General features: G+C 73.1%; 15 protein-coding genes. 11 read left to right on the top strand and 4 right to left on the bottom strand.

Features of this window, described 5'->3' with window-relative positions; translation table 11 throughout:
- The first annotated feature begins 35 nt into the window (after positions 1 to 35).
- Positions 36 to 326: a hypothetical protein gene (locus tag C2142_RS03890; protein ID WP_148641090.1), complete on the top strand. Its 291-nt coding sequence runs from the start codon at positions 36 to 38 to the stop codon at positions 324 to 326.
- Between the two features lie 29 nt (positions 327 to 355).
- Here the strand turns inward: C2142_RS03890 and C2142_RS03885 are convergent, their stop codons facing one another.
- Together C2142_RS03885 and C2142_RS03880 are read right to left on the bottom strand one after the other, a co-directional pair.
- The gene (locus tag C2142_RS03885; RefSeq protein ID WP_148641089.1) at positions 356 to 1,432 is read right to left on the bottom strand and encodes an alpha/beta fold hydrolase; all 1,077 of its coding nucleotides are present in this window, start codon (positions 1,430 to 1,432) and stop codon (positions 356 to 358) included.
- A 121-nt stretch (positions 1,433 to 1,553) separates the two neighbouring features.
- The gene (locus C2142_RS03880; protein ID WP_148641088.1) at positions 1,554 to 2,210 is read right to left on the bottom strand and encodes a TetR/AcrR family transcriptional regulator; all 657 of its coding nucleotides are present in this window, start codon (positions 2,208 to 2,210) and stop codon (positions 1,554 to 1,556) included.
- A gap of 241 nt (positions 2,211 to 2,451) precedes the next feature.
- Between C2142_RS03880 and C2142_RS03875 the strand changes: the two genes are divergently transcribed.
- The 7 genes from C2142_RS03875 to C2142_RS03845 all read left to right on the top strand — a co-directional run bounded on the left by C2142_RS03875 (position 2,452) and on the right by C2142_RS03845 (position 9,377).
- Positions 2,452 to 3,012: an RNA polymerase sigma factor gene (locus C2142_RS03875; RefSeq protein ID WP_174315578.1), complete on the top strand. Its 561-nt coding sequence runs from the start codon at positions 2,452 to 2,454 to the stop codon at positions 3,010 to 3,012.
- Between the two features lie 73 nt (positions 3,013 to 3,085).
- Positions 3,086 to 3,931, top strand: a complete 846-nt coding sequence (locus C2142_RS03870) for a zf-HC2 domain-containing protein (RefSeq protein ID WP_174315577.1) — start codon at positions 3,086 to 3,088, stop codon at positions 3,929 to 3,931.
- 32 nt (positions 3,932 to 3,963) lie between these two features.
- A complete protein-coding gene (locus tag C2142_RS03865) occupies positions 3,964 to 4,773 on the top strand; it encodes an ABC transporter ATP-binding protein (RefSeq protein WP_148641087.1) in 810 nt (269 codons plus the stop codon).
- Positions 4,770 to 6,170, top strand: coding sequence for a hypothetical protein (locus tag C2142_RS03860; RefSeq protein WP_148641086.1), 1,401 nt, complete (start codon positions 4,770 to 4,772; stop codon positions 6,168 to 6,170). Before C2142_RS03865 ends, C2142_RS03860 begins: the two co-directional genes overlap by 4 nt.
- Positions 6,167 to 6,733, top strand: coding sequence for a hypothetical protein (locus C2142_RS03855; protein ID WP_148641085.1), 567 nt, complete (start codon positions 6,167 to 6,169; stop codon positions 6,731 to 6,733). Before C2142_RS03860 ends, C2142_RS03855 begins: the two co-directional genes overlap by 4 nt.
- Positions 6,734 to 7,005: 272 nt before the next feature.
- Positions 7,006 to 8,433 carry a solute carrier family 23 protein gene (locus tag C2142_RS03850; RefSeq protein ID WP_148641084.1) on the top strand — a complete coding sequence of 476 codons (1,428 nt, stop codon included), beginning with the start codon at positions 7,006 to 7,008 and terminating at the stop codon, positions 8,431 to 8,433.
- Between the two features lie 212 nt (positions 8,434 to 8,645).
- Positions 8,646 to 9,377, top strand: a complete 732-nt coding sequence (locus C2142_RS03845; protein WP_148641083.1) for a heparin lyase I family protein — start codon at positions 8,646 to 8,648, stop codon at positions 9,375 to 9,377.
- Positions 9,378 to 9,474: 97 nt separating this feature from the next.
- Here C2142_RS03845 and C2142_RS03840 read toward each other — a convergent pair whose 3' ends face one another.
- Both C2142_RS03840 and C2142_RS03835 read right to left on the bottom strand, forming a co-directional pair.
- Positions 9,475 to 10,788, bottom strand: a complete 1,314-nt coding sequence (locus tag C2142_RS03840) for an MFS transporter (protein ID WP_241003109.1) — start codon at positions 10,786 to 10,788, stop codon at positions 9,475 to 9,477.
- Between the two features lie 77 nt (positions 10,789 to 10,865).
- Complete coding sequence (locus C2142_RS03835) at positions 10,866 to 11,669, bottom strand: glycerophosphodiester phosphodiesterase (protein ID WP_148641081.1); 804 nt, start codon at positions 11,667 to 11,669, stop codon at positions 10,866 to 10,868.
- Between the two features lie 486 nt (positions 11,670 to 12,155).
- On the opposite strand from C2142_RS03835, the gene C2142_RS03830 reads away from it, so the two are divergent.
- From C2142_RS03830 to C2142_RS03820, 3 genes are read left to right on the top strand one after another with little or no spacing between them, the layout of a single operon-like run.
- Positions 12,156 to 13,523 carry a discoidin domain-containing protein gene (locus tag C2142_RS03830; protein WP_148641080.1) on the top strand — a complete coding sequence of 456 codons (1,368 nt, stop codon included), beginning with the start codon at positions 12,156 to 12,158 and terminating at the stop codon, positions 13,521 to 13,523.
- Positions 13,524 to 13,525: 2 nt separating this feature from the next.
- The gene (locus tag C2142_RS03825) at positions 13,526 to 14,770 is read left to right on the top strand and encodes an MFS transporter (RefSeq protein ID WP_148642162.1); all 1,245 of its coding nucleotides are present in this window, start codon (positions 13,526 to 13,528) and stop codon (positions 14,768 to 14,770) included.
- The gene (locus C2142_RS03820) at positions 14,737 to 15,750 is read left to right on the top strand and encodes a hypothetical protein (protein WP_148641079.1); all 1,014 of its coding nucleotides are present in this window, start codon (positions 14,737 to 14,739) and stop codon (positions 15,748 to 15,750) included. Before C2142_RS03825 ends, C2142_RS03820 begins: the two co-directional genes overlap by 34 nt.
- Positions 15,751 to 16,483 lie beyond the last annotated feature (733 nt).

Below are 16,483 nucleotides of genomic sequence, written 5' to 3'. Positions count from 1 at the left end.
TTCCCGCTGCGCCTCGCCGGAGGACGGTGAGAGCGATGGACGAGATCGGTCGAGCAGGGTGGGTGGCCATCGGTGTCGCCGGCATGGCGTTGGCCGGAGCCGCCCATGCCGTGGTCGGGGCGGAACACATCATGAAGGAGCTCCTGCGGTCACCGGAGCAGGCGAGTCGTGATTCGAGGTCGGCCGGCTCGGAGGCCCAGGGAGTCAGCGGACCGGGTGGCTGGATCCTGCTCGGCTCCCTGCTCCTGGCGGCCGGGGCCGTCGCCCACGTCGTGGGCGCCACCGGGACGATCGTGAAGGAGGTCCTGCACGTAACGGCCCGTTGACCGCGCCGGTGCCGGTCGGGCCCGCCCCGTCACGGGCCATCCCTTCGGCCTGACGGATCGTCGGAATGCTCCCACTGCACGGCGGTCGGAGCGGTCGCGGCGGTCACGGCCCGGGCCGGGACGGTCCCGTCGATGCGAGGGCGCGCCCGACGGGGCTCCTCCGGGTCGGCCAGGTGCAGGTGGCGGCGGAGGAAGTCCAGGTGCGCCGCCACGGCCTGCTCGTGTGCGGCGAGGAACGGCGCGTAGTGACCTCCGGGCAGGCGCACCAGTTCGCCGCGCGGGGCCCGGCGGGCGACGCGCTCGGCCGCGGCCGGCAGCGCCGAGTGGTCGTCCTCGCACACGACCACGAGCAGCGGGCAGGCGATGCGCGGCGCGTGCCGTCCCGGCCGGTAGGTGCCCAGGGTGAGCACCGAGCGCGCGGCCACCACCTGGGGCCAGTCCGGGTACCCGGCCTCGGCGCCCAGCACGCGCACGCCGTCGGGCACGTCCGGCGTGGTCAGCGCCGCGACCTCGCCCGGCCTCCCGCCCAGCGGGATCAGGAGCGGCTCCCGGCCGACCAGGCCGCCCGCCGCGTCGAGCAGGCCCAGACCGAGCACCCGGAGCGCCGTGCCCTTGTGCTGGAACGCCATCGCGTGGCTCGTCGCGGCCGGCCCGCCCGCGTTCGCCGACTGCGCCACGGCCGCCGCCAGGCGCCGGTCGCGCGCGGCGAGCGCGAAGATGTGGCCGGCCGACGCGGAGAACCCCCAGGCCGCGATCCGGTCGCCGTCGACGCCGGGAAGCGTCCGCGCGTGCTCCACGGCGGCGCTCCAGTCGTCGAGCGCCTCGCGGACGCGCACGACCTGCCGCGGGCTGCCGCCGCTCCCGCCCAGGCGCCGGTAGTCGAACGCGAGCACGCTCAGCCCCGCCGCGTGGAAGCGTGCGGCGAACCGGTCGGTCGCCGGCTCCTTCGTGACCGCGAAGCCCCCGGCCATCACCACGCAGGCACCGGTGGTGCCCGGATAGTGCCAGGCCGCGAGCTCGACCGGGCCGCTGCGCAGGCGCACGGCGACGCGGGGCGGGGGCGGAGTGGGCCGGCCGGGCTGGAGGGTGACGCCATCGGTGCTCATGCTGACCTCCGGGAACGGAGCGGATCGACCGTGAAGGACCGTCCTAAAAAGTGAACCACATGGTTCGCAATTGGTCGACCGCACCGTCGCCCACGGTCCCGGTCGTCCGGATCCGCCCTGGTCAGCCCCTCTCTCCGGCCGCCTCCTCCCGCTCCAGCATCCGCAGGAGCGCCGCGAGGCCGGCCTCGCCCGTGTCCTGCGGCCCGCCGATGCGCCGTTGCACGAGCAATCCGCGCAGCGCTGCCAGGATCAGCTCGGCGACCTCCTGCCTGCGCCGCTCCTCCCAGTCGGCGGGGCACAGCGCACGCAGCGCCGGCAGGATCGAGGACGTGGCGTCCAGGGCGAGCGAACCGTGCCGCTCCGGGTCGTACATGGCCAGGCCCAGCGCCTGGTCCAGGGCGCGCGCCCCCTCGTCCGGACCGGACAACAGCGGCCAGATCGCGCGTACCCGCTCGGCCAGGCTCGTCGGCGCGGCCCGCCCCGCCGCGAGCCCGCGGTCGACCCGCCGGGCACGAAGCCGTTCCACGGCCTCCCGCAACAGGTCCTCCGCGCTCGGGAAGTGGTAGAGCAGGACCTTGTGCGTCGTGCCCGCCGCCTTCGCCGCGCGCCGCAGCGAGAAGCCGACCAGGCCCTGCTCGGCGATGTCGGCGGTGACCAGCTCCAACAGCTCCTGCCGGCGCGCCTGCCCGCGCGGGGAGCCGGCCGAACGGCGGTACCCCGGGGCCGCGGCGGACTGCTCCGGCGTGTCCGGCCCGGTGTCGACGTGATCGTTTCGCATGCCACCAGCTTCCTGGATCGGGCCCCGCCCCCACCAGCGTGCCGGCGGCGCCACCGCACCCGCCGCGACCTGCGGCCCCGCCCGCGGGCGGCCGTGGTCCGGTGGGCGTCAGGATCGGGGAGCCCCGACTCCCCGGCACCTGCCGCGGGGTCGGCCCCGGGGCCGCCGGCCGGGGTCGGCGACTGTGACGCAGGTCACGGCGGATGAAGAACCTGCGCGCCGCATCGGGCGTCTGGCTGGTGTGAGATCACGCAGGAGAGCACTGGACGAGCTGGACGAGGAACGCCTCGTCAAGCTCGTGGCCAGGGGCGACCGAGGGGCGTTCGACGAGTTGTACCGGCGCACGTCGCCGTGGCTGGCGGTGCGGTTGCGCCGCCGCTGCGCGGACGAGCAGATCGTCGCCGAGGTCATGCAGGAGACCTATCTGGCGGTGTGGCGCGCGGCCGACGCGTTCGCCGGGAGCGCGGTCGGCGGGACGGCCGTCGGGTGGCTGTGGACGATCGCGGCGCGCCGCCTCGTCGACGCGTTCCGGCGCCGCGCCCACCACGCCGAACCGCCGGTCGCCGCCGCCGAGCGGGCCGTGGTGCCCGCGGCGGAGGAGGAGGCACTCGCCGGGACCGTCGGCGGCGACGTCGGCGACGCCCTGCGGCGACTGGCCCCGGAACTCCGCGAGGTACTGCAGGCGACGGTGCTCGACGGGCTCTCCGTCCGGGAGACCGCCGTCCTGCTCAGACTGCCCGAAGGCACGGTCAAGACCCGCGCCCGCCGGGCCCGGATCGCGATGCGGGAGGCGCTGGCATGAGCGAGCGGAGCGAGAGAGTCATCAAGAGGTGCGCGTTGAGCGAAGCGTCTGCCGAGCGAAGCGAGGTGGGCGCATGAGCGAGCGGATCGTCAGGAGCGGGGAACACCCGTCGAAGCGGCTGATCGACGACTACGCACGTGGTGACGCGACGATGGCCACGGACACGGTGTGGGCGCTGGAGGCCCACCTGGAGACGTGCGCGCCGTGCCGGAGCCACCTGGCAGCCTCCGTGGCCACGGAGGCTCCCGACCTCACCGCGCTCCTCGGCACCGTCCGGGCCGGTCTGGAACCGCAGCTGGACGCGGCCGTCAGGGCGCCCTCGCGGCGGTACCGCCCGAGGTGGGTCTCGACCTGGCTGACGCCGGTCATGGCCCCCTGGCTGGCCATGACCGGCGTCGTCACCCTGGCGGCGCTGCTGCTGGACGCGGTCGCGTCGCCGCCGTTCTTCGGCGGCGCGTCCCCCCTGGTGGCGATCGCGCCCGTGCTGCCGCTGTGCGGTGTCGCCGCGTCGTGGTCGCGCAGCCTGGACCCGGCGTACGAACTGACGGCCTCGACCGCCCGGTCCGGCCTGCCCCTGCTCCTCCGGCGCACCACGGCGGTCCTCGCGGTGGTCCTGCCGGCGCTCCTGGTGGGGGGATGGCTGACCGGGACCATGACGGCCGCGCAGTGGTTGCTGCCCTCCCTGGCCTTCACCTCCACCGCCCTGGCGCTGGGCAGCGTGGTCGGTGTGACCCGCGCCGCCATCGGGCTGGCGGTCGCGTGGGGCGTCGTCGTCGTGACACCCGCCTGGGCCACCGGCCGTGTCCCCCTCGCCCTGGAGCTCGTCCTGGAGTCGGACCGGCTGCCCGTGTGGGGAGTGCTCCTCGCACTCGGCACCGGCGCCGTGATCGTCCGCAGGAACGCGTACTCAACGCTGTGAAACCACCACCGACCCTCGGAAGGGACCTTTGCATGCCGCTCAAGACGAGCGTGGCCGACACCGCGCCGAAGACCTACGCCTGGGAGATCCGGGCCGCCGGGCTGAGAGTCCGCGTCGGCCGGAAGAAGATGGCCGTCGACGGGCTCGACCTCTCCCTGGGCATCGGCACCCACGGCCTCCTGGGGCCCAACGGAGCCGGCAAGACCACCCTGATCCGGACGCTGGCCACGGTGCTGCGCCCCACCGAGGGCGAACTGGAGCTGCTCGGCACCGCGGCCGGCGGGCTGGGCGACCACCGGGCCCTGCGTCGCCGGATCGGCTACCTGCCGCAGGACTTCGGCTACTACAAGCGCTTCACGGTGCGTGAGTTCGTCGAGTACATGGCCTGGTTGAAGGAGGTGCCGAAGGCGGAGGTCCCCGCGGCCGTCCAGCGGGCCGTGGAACGGGTGGGTCTGGCGGACCGCGCCGACCACCGGATGAAGACGCTGTCCGGCGGCATGGTCCGGCGGGCCGGCATCGCCCAGGCCATCGTCAACGATCCCGCGGTGCTGCTGCTGGACGAGCCGACGGCCGGCCTGGACCCGGCGCAGCGGCTGCGCTTCCGCGAACTGCTGCAGGAACTGGGCCGGGACACCTGCGTGGTCGTCTCCACCCACCTGGTCGAGGACGTCGCGGCCGCCTGCTCCGACGTGGTGCTCTTCGCCGACGGCCGCCTCGTCTTCCAGGGCACGCCGGAGCAGCTGGCCGCGGCGGGCGGGACCGAGCACCCGGGCGACAGCCCGCTGGAGCGCGGCTACTCGGCGCTGCTCAGTGACTCCGTCCGTCCGGGAGGCAACTGGTGAACGGACGTGTCCTGCGCATCGAACTGAGGCGCTCCGTCGCCCCGTGGGCCGGCGTCGTCGTCCTGGGCGGCAGCCTGGCGGTCTTCTTCCTGATCGACGGGATCTGGTGGAAGGGCACCGCGGGGTGGACGGCCCAGTGGACCGCCATGGCCATGTGGACCCGGTACCTGCTGGCCTTCTGGTGGCCGCTCGTGGTGGGCATGGGGGCGGTGTACGGGCTGCGCGAGTCCCGCTCGCGGACGGCCGAACTGCTGACGACCACGCCGCTGCCGGCCTGGCGCCGTGCGGCGCTGCCGACCGGTGCGATGGCGCTCGCGCTGGTGTCGGGCTTCGGGCTCGTGGTCCTCGTGGGCGGAGTCCAGGTGGCCCTCGGCCGGACCACCTACACGTCGCTCGGGTGGCTGCCGATCTCGCTCGTGGCGGCACTGGCCCTCGTCGCGGGGGCCGTGTTCGGCATGGGCGTCGCGCGGGCCCTGCCCTCCGTGCTCACCCCGCCGACGCTCGTGGTGCTGTTCCTCATGATGACGGGCCTCCTCCTGCGGCAGGACGGTTCCGGGGAACTGCCGTCGGGCATCGCGCCGAACCGGCTCGCCCAGCTGTCCCCGACGGTCGTGGAGCCGCGGGAGATGCTGCTGACCCTGTCCGGCCGCGTGCACCTCGGCCAGACGCTCTGGCTGCTCGGCCTGCTCGCCACCGGCTTCGTCCTGCTGTCGGCGGTGACCCGCCGGGCCCGGCTGCTCGGGGTGGTCCCCGTCCTGGCCGGCGCGGCCCTGGCCCTGCTGGTCCTGCCGGCTGCTGCCCGCGACACCTACGTCGTCGACAAGGCCGCCGCCGCCCTGGTCTGCGACGGACCGGTGTGTGTGACGCAGGCGAACCGCTCACGCCTGCCCGAGCTCGCGCTGCGCGGCACGGAGGCGCTGCGCGTGCTGCGCGACGTCCTGGGCGAGCAGGCACCGCACTCGGTGCGGGAGGACAACAGGCTGCGCGCGCTCGGCGAGGACCGCGAGCTCTCCCCCGACGTGGTGCTGGTCGACTTCGACGAACGGTTGTTCGCCGATGCGACGGGTGAGGTGCTGACCCGCGCACTGATCTCCCAGGGGCTGGCTCCGAACTGCCACGGGTACAGCGACCGGGAGGGCGGGGGAAGCGAGGACGTCGCGCTCCAGAGCATCGCCGTGAGCTGGGCCCTCCACGACTCCCAGCTCCGACCACTGCAGGAGAAGGGCGCCGACGTGTACTCGCAGAAGACCTGGGCGGACGCCGACGCGGCCTGGCAGAAGCTGATGGCGGTGTCACCGGCCGAGCAGCGCTCCTGGATCGCCCAGCTGCGGGCCGCCACCTTCTCCTGCTCGCGGCACGGTCAGCGTCTGCTGCTGACGGGGGAGGCGTCCCGATGAGGTGGCTGACCCTGTACGCCCGTTCACGGCAGGTGCCCGGCTCGGCCGCCGCGGTCGCGCTCGTCTCGCTGGCGCTGTGGGCCCTGCACAGCCCTGGCCCGGTGGACCTGGGAACGGCGGTCCTCGTCCTCACCGCGAACGTGGCGGCCGCCTCGGTCGGGCTCGGCGGGTGGGACGTCGCGCTGGAGCGGACGGCGGCGATCCGGTGGATGCCCCGCCGGGCGGCGCACGTGCTGCTGATCGGTGCGGTCGCCGGCCTGGCCCTGCTGACCGTCCAGACGGTGGGCGTGGAGCTCGCCCCCACCGCGGTCGTCGTCCGGGACAGCGCGGGCCTGGTCGGCCTGGCCGCGCTCGGGGCGGCGCTGTTCGGAGCCCAGTTCGCGTGGACCCTGCCGACCGCGTGGCTCGCGGTCACACTCCTCGTTCCGGTTCCGGACGGCACGGTGGGAGAGGTGGTCCACTGGATGCTCTTTCCCCCCGGTACGTCGGCGTCCGCCGCGATCGCGTGGGCCCTGTTGGCGACCGGCACCGTGGCGTACGCCGTGGCAGGGCCGAGGCGGTAGTCCGCCGCCGCGTCATGGCGTCCGGCGGTACGGGCGGGCCGGCACCGGCCCGCCCGTACCGTCGGACGCCGATGCCGGCCCGGCGCCGCCCACCGCTGCTGCCCGCGGTGGGCGGCGCCGTGGGATCCGTCGGCTCCTGACGCGGCCTCACTCCGCCCGCGCCGGGTGAGTGCGCAGGCCGGGAGCCGGGGGCGGTGGCGTACGGAGGATCCGGTGGCCCGGAGAATGATGCGGAAGGTTCCACCGGAAGTACAGAGAAAGCGATCTCCCCCATGGATCTCGGCGTGCGCTGGAAACTGCACGGTGACGGGCGGACGCCCGCACCGGGAGCGGTCGTCCGCCCCGACGAACGACTCTCCTGGCCCCGAACGGCGGGGCTCGGCGCCCAGCACGTGGTGGCCATGTTCGGCGCGAGCTTCGTGGCGCCCGTGCTGATGGGGCTCGACCCCAACCTGGCGATCATGATGTCCGGCGTCGCGACCGTCATCTTCCTGCTGGCGACCCGCGGTCAGGTGCCCAGCTACCTCGGCTGCTCGCTGTCCTTCGTCGGTGTGGCCGCGGTGATCCGGGCGCAGGGCGGCACCAGTGCGACGGTCACCGGCGCCGTGTTCGTGGTGGGTGCGGCACTGTTCCTGGTGGGCCTCGCCGTCCAGCGGTTCGGGGCTCGGATCATCCACGCGGCGATGCCGCCGATCGTCACCGGCGCCGTCGTCATGCTGATCGGCTTCAACCTCGCGCCCGTCACCGCCTCGACCTACTGGCCGCAGGACCAGTGGACGGCGCTGCTGGTGATGCTGTTCACGGGGCTGGCGGTGGTGTGCCTGCGCGGTTTCTGGTCGCGCGTGGCGATCTTCCTCGGGCTGCTCTTCGGCTACGGGATCTCGTGGCTGTTCGACCGGGTCTTCGGGAAGATCCACTCGGTGGACGCGAGCGGACAGGCCACCGACCACTGGCGCCTGGACCTGTCGGGCGTCGGCAAGGCGGACTGGCTCGGCCTGCCCGCCTTCCACGGCCCCTCCTTCCAGTGGTCCGCGATCCTGGTGGCCCTGCCCGTGGTGATCGCGCTGGTCGCGGAGAACGCCGGGCACGTCAAGGCCGTGGGGGAGATGACCGGCCGGACCCTGGACGACAAGCTCGGTACCGCGATCTCCGCGGACGGCGTCGGTTCCATGCTCTCGACCGCGCTCGGAGGCCCGCCGAACACCACGTACTCCGAGAACATCGGCGTCATGGCCGCCACCCGCGTGTACTCCACCGCCGCCTACTGGGCCGCGGCCGGCTTCGCGCTGCTGTTCGGCATCTGCCCGAAGTTCGGCGCCGTCGTGGCCGCGATCCCCGGCGGGGTGCTCGGCGGCATCACCGTCATCCTGTACGGCATGATCGGCCTGCTCGGCGCGCAGATCTGGATCCGGTCCGACGTGGACCTGCGCAACCCGCTGAACCTGGTGCCGGCCGCCGCGGGCATCATCATCGGCATCGGCAACGTCACCCTGAAGTTCAGCGACACCTTCAGCCTCAGCGGCATCGCGCTGGGCACCCTGGTCGTCATCACCGGCTACCACGTGCTGCGGGCGCTGGCCCCCGCGCACCTCAAGACGGAGGAGCCGCTGCTGGACGCGGGCACCTCCTCCTACGACGTGGACGACGTGGACGTCGAGAACTCCGGGGAACCGGGCGGGGCGGAGCGGCGTACCCGGTAGCGGTACGCCCGGCCGGGGTGGTGCGGTGCGTCCAGGGCGTCCGCACAGCCCCCGCCGCGGTGCCCCCGGCCGGCCGGTGGACGTGCCCGAAAGGGCCGCAGCCGGCCGGCCCGCTTGGCCCGACAGTCCGTCAGGTGGTCGAATCGCTCCGTGCGCCCCGGCCGACCGGCCCGGACGGCGTCCTTTCCGGCCACTCATCCCCAGGGAGACGCATGTCGTTTCTGTCCCGGTACCGCAAGACCGCCCTCGGCCTCGTGGCCCTCACCACGTTCGCGATCTCCTGCGGCTCGGCCACCGCCAGCAGCTCCGCCGCCGCCGCGGGCAAGGTCCTGTGGACCCCGAGCACCAGCAAGGGACCGTCCTCCTTCGCCGCCGTCCAGTGCGCCCAGGGCGGCTTCGGCGTCGTCAAGGACTCCGTCAAGGGCAGTGTGTGGCGGGCGTTCCAGGCCGCGGGGGAGGAGCGCTGCGAGACGGTCGGCCCCGACCTGAAGGAGGGCGACACCTTCTACCTCGGCTGGTCGTCCAAGGTGGACATCAAGGACTCGAACAGCCGCTACGTCTTCCAGCTCAAGTGCTCGCCGAGCACCGACACGGCGAACCACCCGATCGAGATCGACGCGACGACCGGGCGCATCCGCCTCCAGGAGTGGGACGTCAACCACGTCGCGCACCAGCTGTGGACCGCGCCGACCGCCAACAACCAGTGGCACTCCTACGCGCTGAAGATCCGCCTGGGCCGTACCAACGGCACCATCGACTTCTGGTTCGACGGTGTGAAGCAGACCTTCACCACCGGCTCGGGCACCTTCAAGGGCACCACCTGGGACGGCGACCGCAACTACCTCAAGTGGGGCTCCTACCACCCCTCCTCGGGGGACGCGACGAACACCTTCACCAGCCCGGTCATGGCGACCACCCTGGAGGCGGCCACCGCCGGCTCGTGAGGGCCCGGCGGACCGGCCGGGCCCCGCTGCTCCCCGATCCCGGGGGCACCGGGACGACCCGACCGGGCTGCCCGGCCGGTCGGGTCGTCCCGGTCCGTCAGAGCCGCTCGGGGACGGGGTTGCCGACGGCCTCGACGGCCCGGCGGACGGGAACCGTCGCCAGCACGGTGAAGCCGATCACGAAGAACACCAGCAGGGAGATGATCGCCGAGCGGTAGCTGCCGGTGATCTGGTACGCGAGGCCGAAGACCAGCGGGCCCATCCAGCTGGTGCCGCGGTCGCTGACCTTGTAGACGGCGAAGTACTCGGCCTCCCGGCCGGCCGGGATGAGGTGGGAGAACAGCGAACGGGAGAGCGCCTGGCTGCCGCCGAGCACCAGGCCGATCATGCAGGCCAGGGCGAAGAACCAGGCGGGCCGGTGGGCCGGCATGAGGTACCCGAGGCCGACGGTGACCACCCAGCCGACCAGGGAGCCGAGGATGGTCCGCTTGGCGCCGTACCGGCGGGCGATCCGGCCGAGGAGCAGCGCGCCGCCGATCGCGACGATCTGGACCAGGAGCACGGCGGCGACCAGCGAGGTCTGGTCCATGCCGAGCTCCTCGCTGCCGTAGAGCGAGGCCTGGGAGACGACGGTCTGGATGCCGTCGTTGTAGCAGAGGAAGGCGCCCAGGTAGAGGAGCGTGAGCGGGTGGTCGCGCATGCTGCGCAGGGTGCGGGCGAGTTCGCGCAGGCTGCCGGCGGTGGGCCGGTCCGGCACGGGCGCCGCACGCTCGGGGGTCGCCCCGGCCCGGGAGGGCAGCCGCAGCATCGGGACGATCGTGAACAGCGCCCACCACAGGCCGGCCGAGGCCAGGCAGATGCGCACGGCGGTGCCGGAGGACAGGCCGAGCGCGTCATGGCCCTCGAACAACGCCAGGTTGACGACCAGCAGCAGGCCGCCGCCCGCGTACCCGTACGCCCAGCCCTTGGAGGAGACCGCGTCGCGTTCGTCGGGGGAGGCCAGGCCGGGGAGGTAGGCGTAGGAGAGCGCGACCGACACCGCGTACGCGATGTTGGCGACCACCAGCAGCGCGCCGCCGAGCAGGTAGCGGTCGCCGTCGAGGAGGAACATCCCCATCGTGGCGACCGCGCCGACGTACGCGAAGCCGCACATCAGCTCCTTGTGCCGCCCGGTGCGGTCCGCGACCGTCCCGGTCAGCAGCATCACCGCGACCGAGATCAGGACGGAGAAGGAGACCGTGTACGGGAAGAACGACCCCGCGCGGACCGAGAGACCGAGCGGGTGCACGTCGCCGGCCGCGTCGGCGGCGTTCCTGGCCACCGAGGTCAGGTAGGGCCCGAGGAAGACCGTCAGGACCGTGGCCGAGAAGGCGGCGTTGGCCCAGTCGTTGATGTACCAGCCGAACTGCATCCGGCGCAGGGCGCGGTCGTCGGTGGTGGTGGTCGCCGGATGGTCCGGGAGACGGTCCGACAGGTGGGCCGTGGTGTTCATGAGGCTCCCATCTTCGTGCTGGAGCCGGTGCTGCCGTCGGTCCAGCAGCCGCGCTCACCGAGGACGTCGCGCAGGACGTCGATGCGATCGGCCATGATGCCATCCACACCCAGGTCGAGGAGAGCCCTGATCCGGGTGGGATCGTCCACCGTCCAGACGTGGACCTGCAGACCGAGACGGTGGGCGGCACGGACGAAGGCCCGGTCGACGACCCGCACGCCGCGGTGCCGCTCCGGCACCTGCGCGCAGACCCCGGCGAACGGCGCCCCGCGCCCCCGCAGCAGCGGCCCGGCCAGCGAGCGCAGCCGCAGCCGGGCCACCTCGCGCGGGCCGAGCGAGGTGGCGAGCCGGGGGCCGGCGGCGGCGCGGACGGCGGCGAGGCGGCTGTCGGAGAAGCCGCCGACGCAGACGCGGTCCCAGGCGTTGGTCCGGCGGACCGCCTCGACCAGCGGCCCGACGGCCGGCGCGGCCTTCACGTCGACGTTGAAGCGGGCCCCGGGGAACGCGTCGAGCAGGTCCTCCAGCAGCGGCACCGGCTCGGTCCCGCCGATCCGGGCCTGCCTGACGGCGTCCCAGGGCAGTTCGGCCACCGCGCCGGTGCGGTCGGTGACCCGGTCGAGGCGGGAGTCGTGGAAGGCCACGAGCACTCCGTCGCGGGTGGCGTGCACGTCCGTTTCGAGGTAGCGGTACCCGAGGGCGACGGCGGCCTCGAAGGCGGCGAGCGAGTTCTCGGGGTGGCCGAGGTCGCCGCCCCGGTGCGCGAAGGCCAGCGGCCCCGGCTGGTCGAGGAAGGGGTGCATGTCGTGCTCCGAGCTGGGAGGAGAGGGGACCCGCTGGACCCGCGAGGCCCCGATGGCGCTGCCCGCTCCGACGACGCCCGGGCCGTGCGCGTTACAGTATTACGCACCCTGTCAAGCAGTAACGATCAGTGCGGCCGGATCGGCCCCGGGCGGTGGCCGCCGGCCCGGCCGGGCGCTGCGGGTACGGGGAGGACGCCGGGCGGGACGGCCGCGGCGGAGCGGCCCGACGCCGCCTCAACCCCCGTGGTGCGCCGGGCCCGGAGACGGGCGAAGTCGGTGCCGCCCAACTATTGGTAGGGAACTTTACTTTCTATTACGCTGTCGGCTGGCGGCTTGGCGCGGCGCCCGTGCCGGATGGGGCGTGACGCGCTCAGTGAGAGCTCTGACCCGGCCGCCACGGTGTTGCGGTCGCCGCTGCCCGGTGAGTTCGTGCGGTGTGGACCGGAGTCCAGCTCTCGCCGTTTCTCAAGGTCATGGAGTCCAGGGATGCGTCTGGGTGTCTCGGCAAGGCCTGTTCGTGTCGGAATCTTCGCCGCCGTGCTCGCGTTGCTCGGCGGCCTGTTGCTCGGCTGGTCCGGGCGGGCGGGAGCGGCGGCCGATCCGCTGGTCTCCCAGGGCAAGGCCGCGACGGCCTCGTCCACCGAGGGGTCGTCGTACGCGGCGGGGAAGGCGTTCGACGGGAACGCCTCCACGCGGTGGGCGAGTGCGGAGGGGAAGGACCCGCAGTGGCTGCGGGTCGATCTCGGAGCGAGCGTCAGCATCTCCCGGGTGAAGCTGAGTTGGGAGTCCGCCTACGCGAAGGCGTACCGGGTGGAGGTGTCGGCGGACGGGGTGACCTGGACGACGCTGGCGGAGGAGAAGGCCGGGAACGGCGGGACGGACGACTGGACGGGGCTGGCCGGCCACGGCCGCTACGTCCGGATGTACGGGACGGCGCGCGGGACGTCGTACGGGTACTCGCTGTTCGAGATGCAGGTGTACGGGGTGCCGGACGGCAGCCCCTCGCCGACCGGCCCCTCACCGACCGGGCCGACGGCGACGCCCACGCCGGGCGGGGCGTTCACCGTGGTGGCCGCTGGCGACATCGCCGCACAGTGCACCGCCTCGGACAGCGGTTGCGCGCACCCGAAGACGGCCGCGCTGGCCCAGCAGATCAACCCGAAGTTCTACCTGACGATGGGTGACAACCAGTACGACGACGCCCGGTTGGCGGACTTCCGCAACTACTACGACAAGACCTGGGGGGCGTTCAAGGCGAAGACCCACCCGGTGCCGGGCAACCACGAGACCTACGACCCGGCCGGGTCGCTCGCCGGGTACAAGGCGTACTTCGGCAGCATCGCCTACCCGCAGGGGAAGAGCTGGTACAGCTTCGACGAGGGCAACTGGCACTTCGTCGCCCTGGACTCCAACGCCTTCGACCAGAGCGCCCAGATCGACTGGCTCAAGGCCGACCTCGCGGCCAACGCGAAGAAGTGCGTCGCCGCCTACTGGCACCACCCGCTGTACTCCTCGGGCGGGCACGGCAACGACCCGGTCTCCCGGCCGGTGTGGAAGATCCTCTACGGCGCCAGGGCCGACCTGGTGCTGAACGGGCACGACCACCACTACGAGCGGTTCGCCCCGCAGGACCCGGACGGGAAGGCCACCGCGGACGGGATCGTCGAGATCGTCGGCGGGATGGGCGGCGCCGAGCCGTACCCGATCGAGCAGGTCCAGCCGAACAGCCAGAAGCGGATCAGCGGCGAGTACGGCGTGCTGAAGCTGGACTTCACCGACTCCGGCTACGGCTGGAGCTACGTCGGAACGGACGGCCAGGTCAAGGACGCCAGCCCGAAGTACAGCTGCCACTGATGATGTACCTGGCCACCACCGGCCGCCGTCCGGACGCGTCGCCCCGCCCCGCGGGGCCGGGGCGACGCGTCCCCGGCACGGTCATCGCGCTCGGCGCGGTCAGCCTGGTCACCGATGTCTCCTCGGAGATGGTCACCGCCGTGCTGCCGCTCTACCTGGTGCTGGGGCTCGGCCTCTCACCACTGCAATTCGGTTTCCTCGACGGGCTGTTCAACGGCGCCACGGCGGTGGTCCGGCTGCTCGGAGGCAGGCTCGCCGACCGCGGCGGGGGCCGGCACCGGACCGTCGCCGGGGTCGGCTACCTGCTCTCGGCGCTCTCGCGGCTCGGGCTGCTGCTGGCCGGCGGGGCGGCCGGAGGGATCGCCGCCGCGCTGGCCGCCGACCGGCTCGGCAAGGGCGTGCGGACCGCACCGAGGGACGCGATGATCTCGCTCAGCGCACCGCCGGAGGCGCTCGGCCGGGCGTTCGGCGTGCACCGGGCGATGGACACCACGGGGGCGCTGCTCGGACCCCTGGTCGCGTTCGTGGTGCTGTGGGCGACGGCCGACGCGTACGACGCGGTCTTCGTGGTCAGCTTCGCCACCGGGCTGTTCGGCGTGCTGGTGCTGGTGCTGTTCGTCCCGGCCGGGCCGGCGGTGGCGGTGGCGGCCGCCGGGCCGAGGCCGGCCGGAAGGAGGAGGAGCAGGGCCCTCGGGGATCCGGTGTTCCGGCGGATCGTCACGGCCGCCGCACTGCTGGGTGCCGCGACGATCGGCGACTCCTTCCTCTACCTACTGCTCCAACGCGGCCTGGACCTGCCGCCCCTGCTCTTCCCGCTGCTGCCGCTCGGTGCCGCGGCCTGCTACCTGCTGCTGGCCGTACCGGCGGGCCGGATCGCGGACCGGACCGGGCGGCGCACGCCGTTCCTCTGCGGGCACGGTGCGCTGCTCGCGGCCTACCTCACCATGACCGCCCCGCCGGGATGGCCGGCCGCCGTACTCGTCCTGGTCCTCCTGGGCGTCTTCTACGCCGCCACGGACGGTGTGCTGATGGCGCTCGCCGGGCCGGTGCTGCCGCCCGACGGCCGGGCGGGCGGGCTCGCCGTCCTGCAGACCGGCCAGGCGCTGGCCCGGCTGGTCGGTGCGGCCGGCTTCGGCGCGGCCTGGACGTGGTGGGGGCCGCGCCCGGCCCTGACGGTGGCCGCACTCGCGCTGGCCGCCGCACTCGCCGCCGCATGGCGGATCCTGCCGGAGGGGGAGGCCTCGTGAAGGCGCGTTCGGTGGTGCTGATCGCCGCCGCCCTGGTGCTGCTGGGCGGTTCGCTGGGGTACGTGCTGCACGCCAGGCAGCGCGGCGGCGGGCAGCGGCTCGTGGCCGCCGAGAGCTCGTTCACCCTGGACGGACCCGGGCTGTACTACCGGGACACCGCCACCGGACGGGTCGCCCGCAGCCCGGGGGCGCCGGACGGCCCGTCCTGCGTCCGCTTCTACGCCGCGGGCGACCGGGCCCTGTGCCTGCGGGCGCTGCCCGGCACCCCGGCCCGCACCCAGGCGGTGGTGTACGACCGGCGGTTCACCGAGCTCCAGACGGTGACGGTCCCCGGCATCCCGAACCGGGCCCGGGTGTCGGCCTCCGGGCACCTGCTCTCCTGGACCACCTTCGCCGTGGGGGACTCCTACGCGGCCGGCACCTTCTCCACCCGGACCTCGATCCTGGACCTGCGCACCGGCTACCTGGTCAAGTCGGTCGAGTCCATCCCGCTGACCGTCGGCGGCACCCGCTACCACGCCGCCGACGTCAACTACTGGGGCGTCACCTTCGCCGCCGACGACAACCGCTTCTACGCCACCGTCTCGACCGGCGGCCGGACCCACCTGGTCGAGGGCGACCTCCGGGCGTGGTCGGCCCGCACGCTGCGGGAGAACGTGGAGTGCCCCTCGCTCTCGCCGGACGGTACCCGGATCGCCTTCAAGAAGAAGGTCTCGGCCGACCCGGCGGCGCCCTGGCGGCTCCACGTCCTGGAACTGGCGGGCATGCGCGAGTACCCGCTGGCCGAGCCGCGCAGCGTGGACGACCAGGCGGCCTGGCTCGACGGGGGGACACTCGGTTACGCGCTGCCGGGCCAGGACGGGAAGGGCACCGACGTCTGGAGCGTGCCGGCGGACGGCAGCGGGACGCCGCACCTGCTGGTGCCCGGCGGCTCGTCGCCGGTGGCCGTGCCGGAGGCCGTGCCGGAGACGCCGAACTGACCCGACGTTCGTTGCCGCGCTGCCGTGCGGGAGTTGGCGGAGACATCTGCGCGGCAGGGCGGGGCAATTTGTTCTGGGGCGTGGAAGAGGAGTACTGTCGCCCAGTCGCTCGGCAGGGAGCACCGGACACGCATCGGCGCGGACGGTCCCGGAGCGGCCAATCCCTGGAAACACCACTTCCCGGTTCGGGCCGGGTCGTGCTTTGCCTTTTTCGGCGGCGCGGCTCGGGTCTTATTCGGCGTGTCCGTTTATATGGATTGCGGCCGGATTCGCTTCTCGGAGCGGTGATGGGCTAGAGTTTGGAACGTCGGACGGGGCGTCAAGCCGCAGAAGACACCAGCGAGTTGGATGAACGAAGCGCCGGAAACGGAGCGGAAAACATCTGATAAGCTGGGAACACGAAAGAACGAAGCGCCCGGAGGGCCCGCTGGAAGGCGGTCCGAAGGAAGTGTCCGTTCCTTGAGAACTCAACAGCGTGCCAAAAGTCAACGCCAGATATGTTGACATCCCCGGCCTCAGATTCTTCTGGGGTTGGAGATTCCTTTTGAAATAACACAGCGAGGACGCAGTGCGCGGGGCCGCCCTATTCCGGTGGTTGCCGTGCCGCTCAACGCGGGTGTGAACCGGCCCCTTCTAATCAGTGGGCCGAGTAATCATTCACGGAGAGTTTGATCCTGGCTCAGGACGAACGCTGGCGGCGTGCTTAACACATGCAAGTCGAACGGTGAAGCCC

It is taken from the genome of Streptomyces sp. CB01881 (assembly GCF_002953255.1).
Lineage (GTDB): Bacteria > Actinomycetota > Actinomycetes > Streptomycetales > Streptomycetaceae > Kitasatospora.
Note: the sequence above shows the minus strand (reverse complement) of the source record. Positions and strands in the feature narration are given on the sequence as shown.

What these genes read in the sequence shown, in the direction of transcription:
- C2142_RS03890 (WP_148641090.1), top strand. Translation starts at nt 36, where the DNA reads ATGGACGAGATCGGTCGAGCAGGGTGGGTGGCCATCGGTGTCGCCGGC.
- C2142_RS03885 (WP_148641089.1), bottom strand. Translation starts at nt 1,432, where the DNA reads ATGAGCACCGATGGCGTCACCCTCCAGCCCGGCCGGCCCACTCCGCCC.
- C2142_RS03880 (WP_148641088.1), bottom strand. Translation starts at nt 2,210, where the DNA reads ATGCGAAACGATCACGTCGACACCGGGCCGGACACGCCGGAGCAGTCC.
- C2142_RS03870 (WP_174315577.1), top strand. Translation starts at nt 3,086, where the DNA reads ATGAGCGAGCGGATCGTCAGGAGCGGGGAACACCCGTCGAAGCGGCTG.
- C2142_RS03865 (WP_148641087.1), top strand. Translation starts at nt 3,964, where the DNA reads ATGCCGCTCAAGACGAGCGTGGCCGACACCGCGCCGAAGACCTACGCC.
- C2142_RS03855 (WP_148641085.1), top strand. Translation starts at nt 6,167, where the DNA reads ATGAGGTGGCTGACCCTGTACGCCCGTTCACGGCAGGTGCCCGGCTCG.
- C2142_RS03850 (WP_148641084.1), top strand. Translation starts at nt 7,006, where the DNA reads ATGGATCTCGGCGTGCGCTGGAAACTGCACGGTGACGGGCGGACGCCC.
- C2142_RS03845 (WP_148641083.1), top strand. Translation starts at nt 8,646, where the DNA reads ATGTCGTTTCTGTCCCGGTACCGCAAGACCGCCCTCGGCCTCGTGGCC.
- C2142_RS03840 (WP_241003109.1), bottom strand. Translation starts at nt 10,788, where the DNA reads ATGCAGTTCGGCTGGTACATCAACGACTGGGCCAACGCCGCCTTCTCG.
- C2142_RS03835 (WP_148641081.1), bottom strand. Translation starts at nt 11,669, where the DNA reads ATGCACCCCTTCCTCGACCAGCCGGGGCCGCTGGCCTTCGCGCACCGG.
- C2142_RS03830 (WP_148641080.1), top strand. Translation starts at nt 12,156, where the DNA reads ATGCGTCTGGGTGTCTCGGCAAGGCCTGTTCGTGTCGGAATCTTCGCC.
- C2142_RS03825 (WP_148642162.1), top strand. Translation starts at nt 13,526, where the DNA reads ATGTACCTGGCCACCACCGGCCGCCGTCCGGACGCGTCGCCCCGCCCC.
- C2142_RS03820 (WP_148641079.1), top strand. Translation starts at nt 14,737, where the DNA reads ATGGCGGATCCTGCCGGAGGGGGAGGCCTCGTGAAGGCGCGTTCGGTG.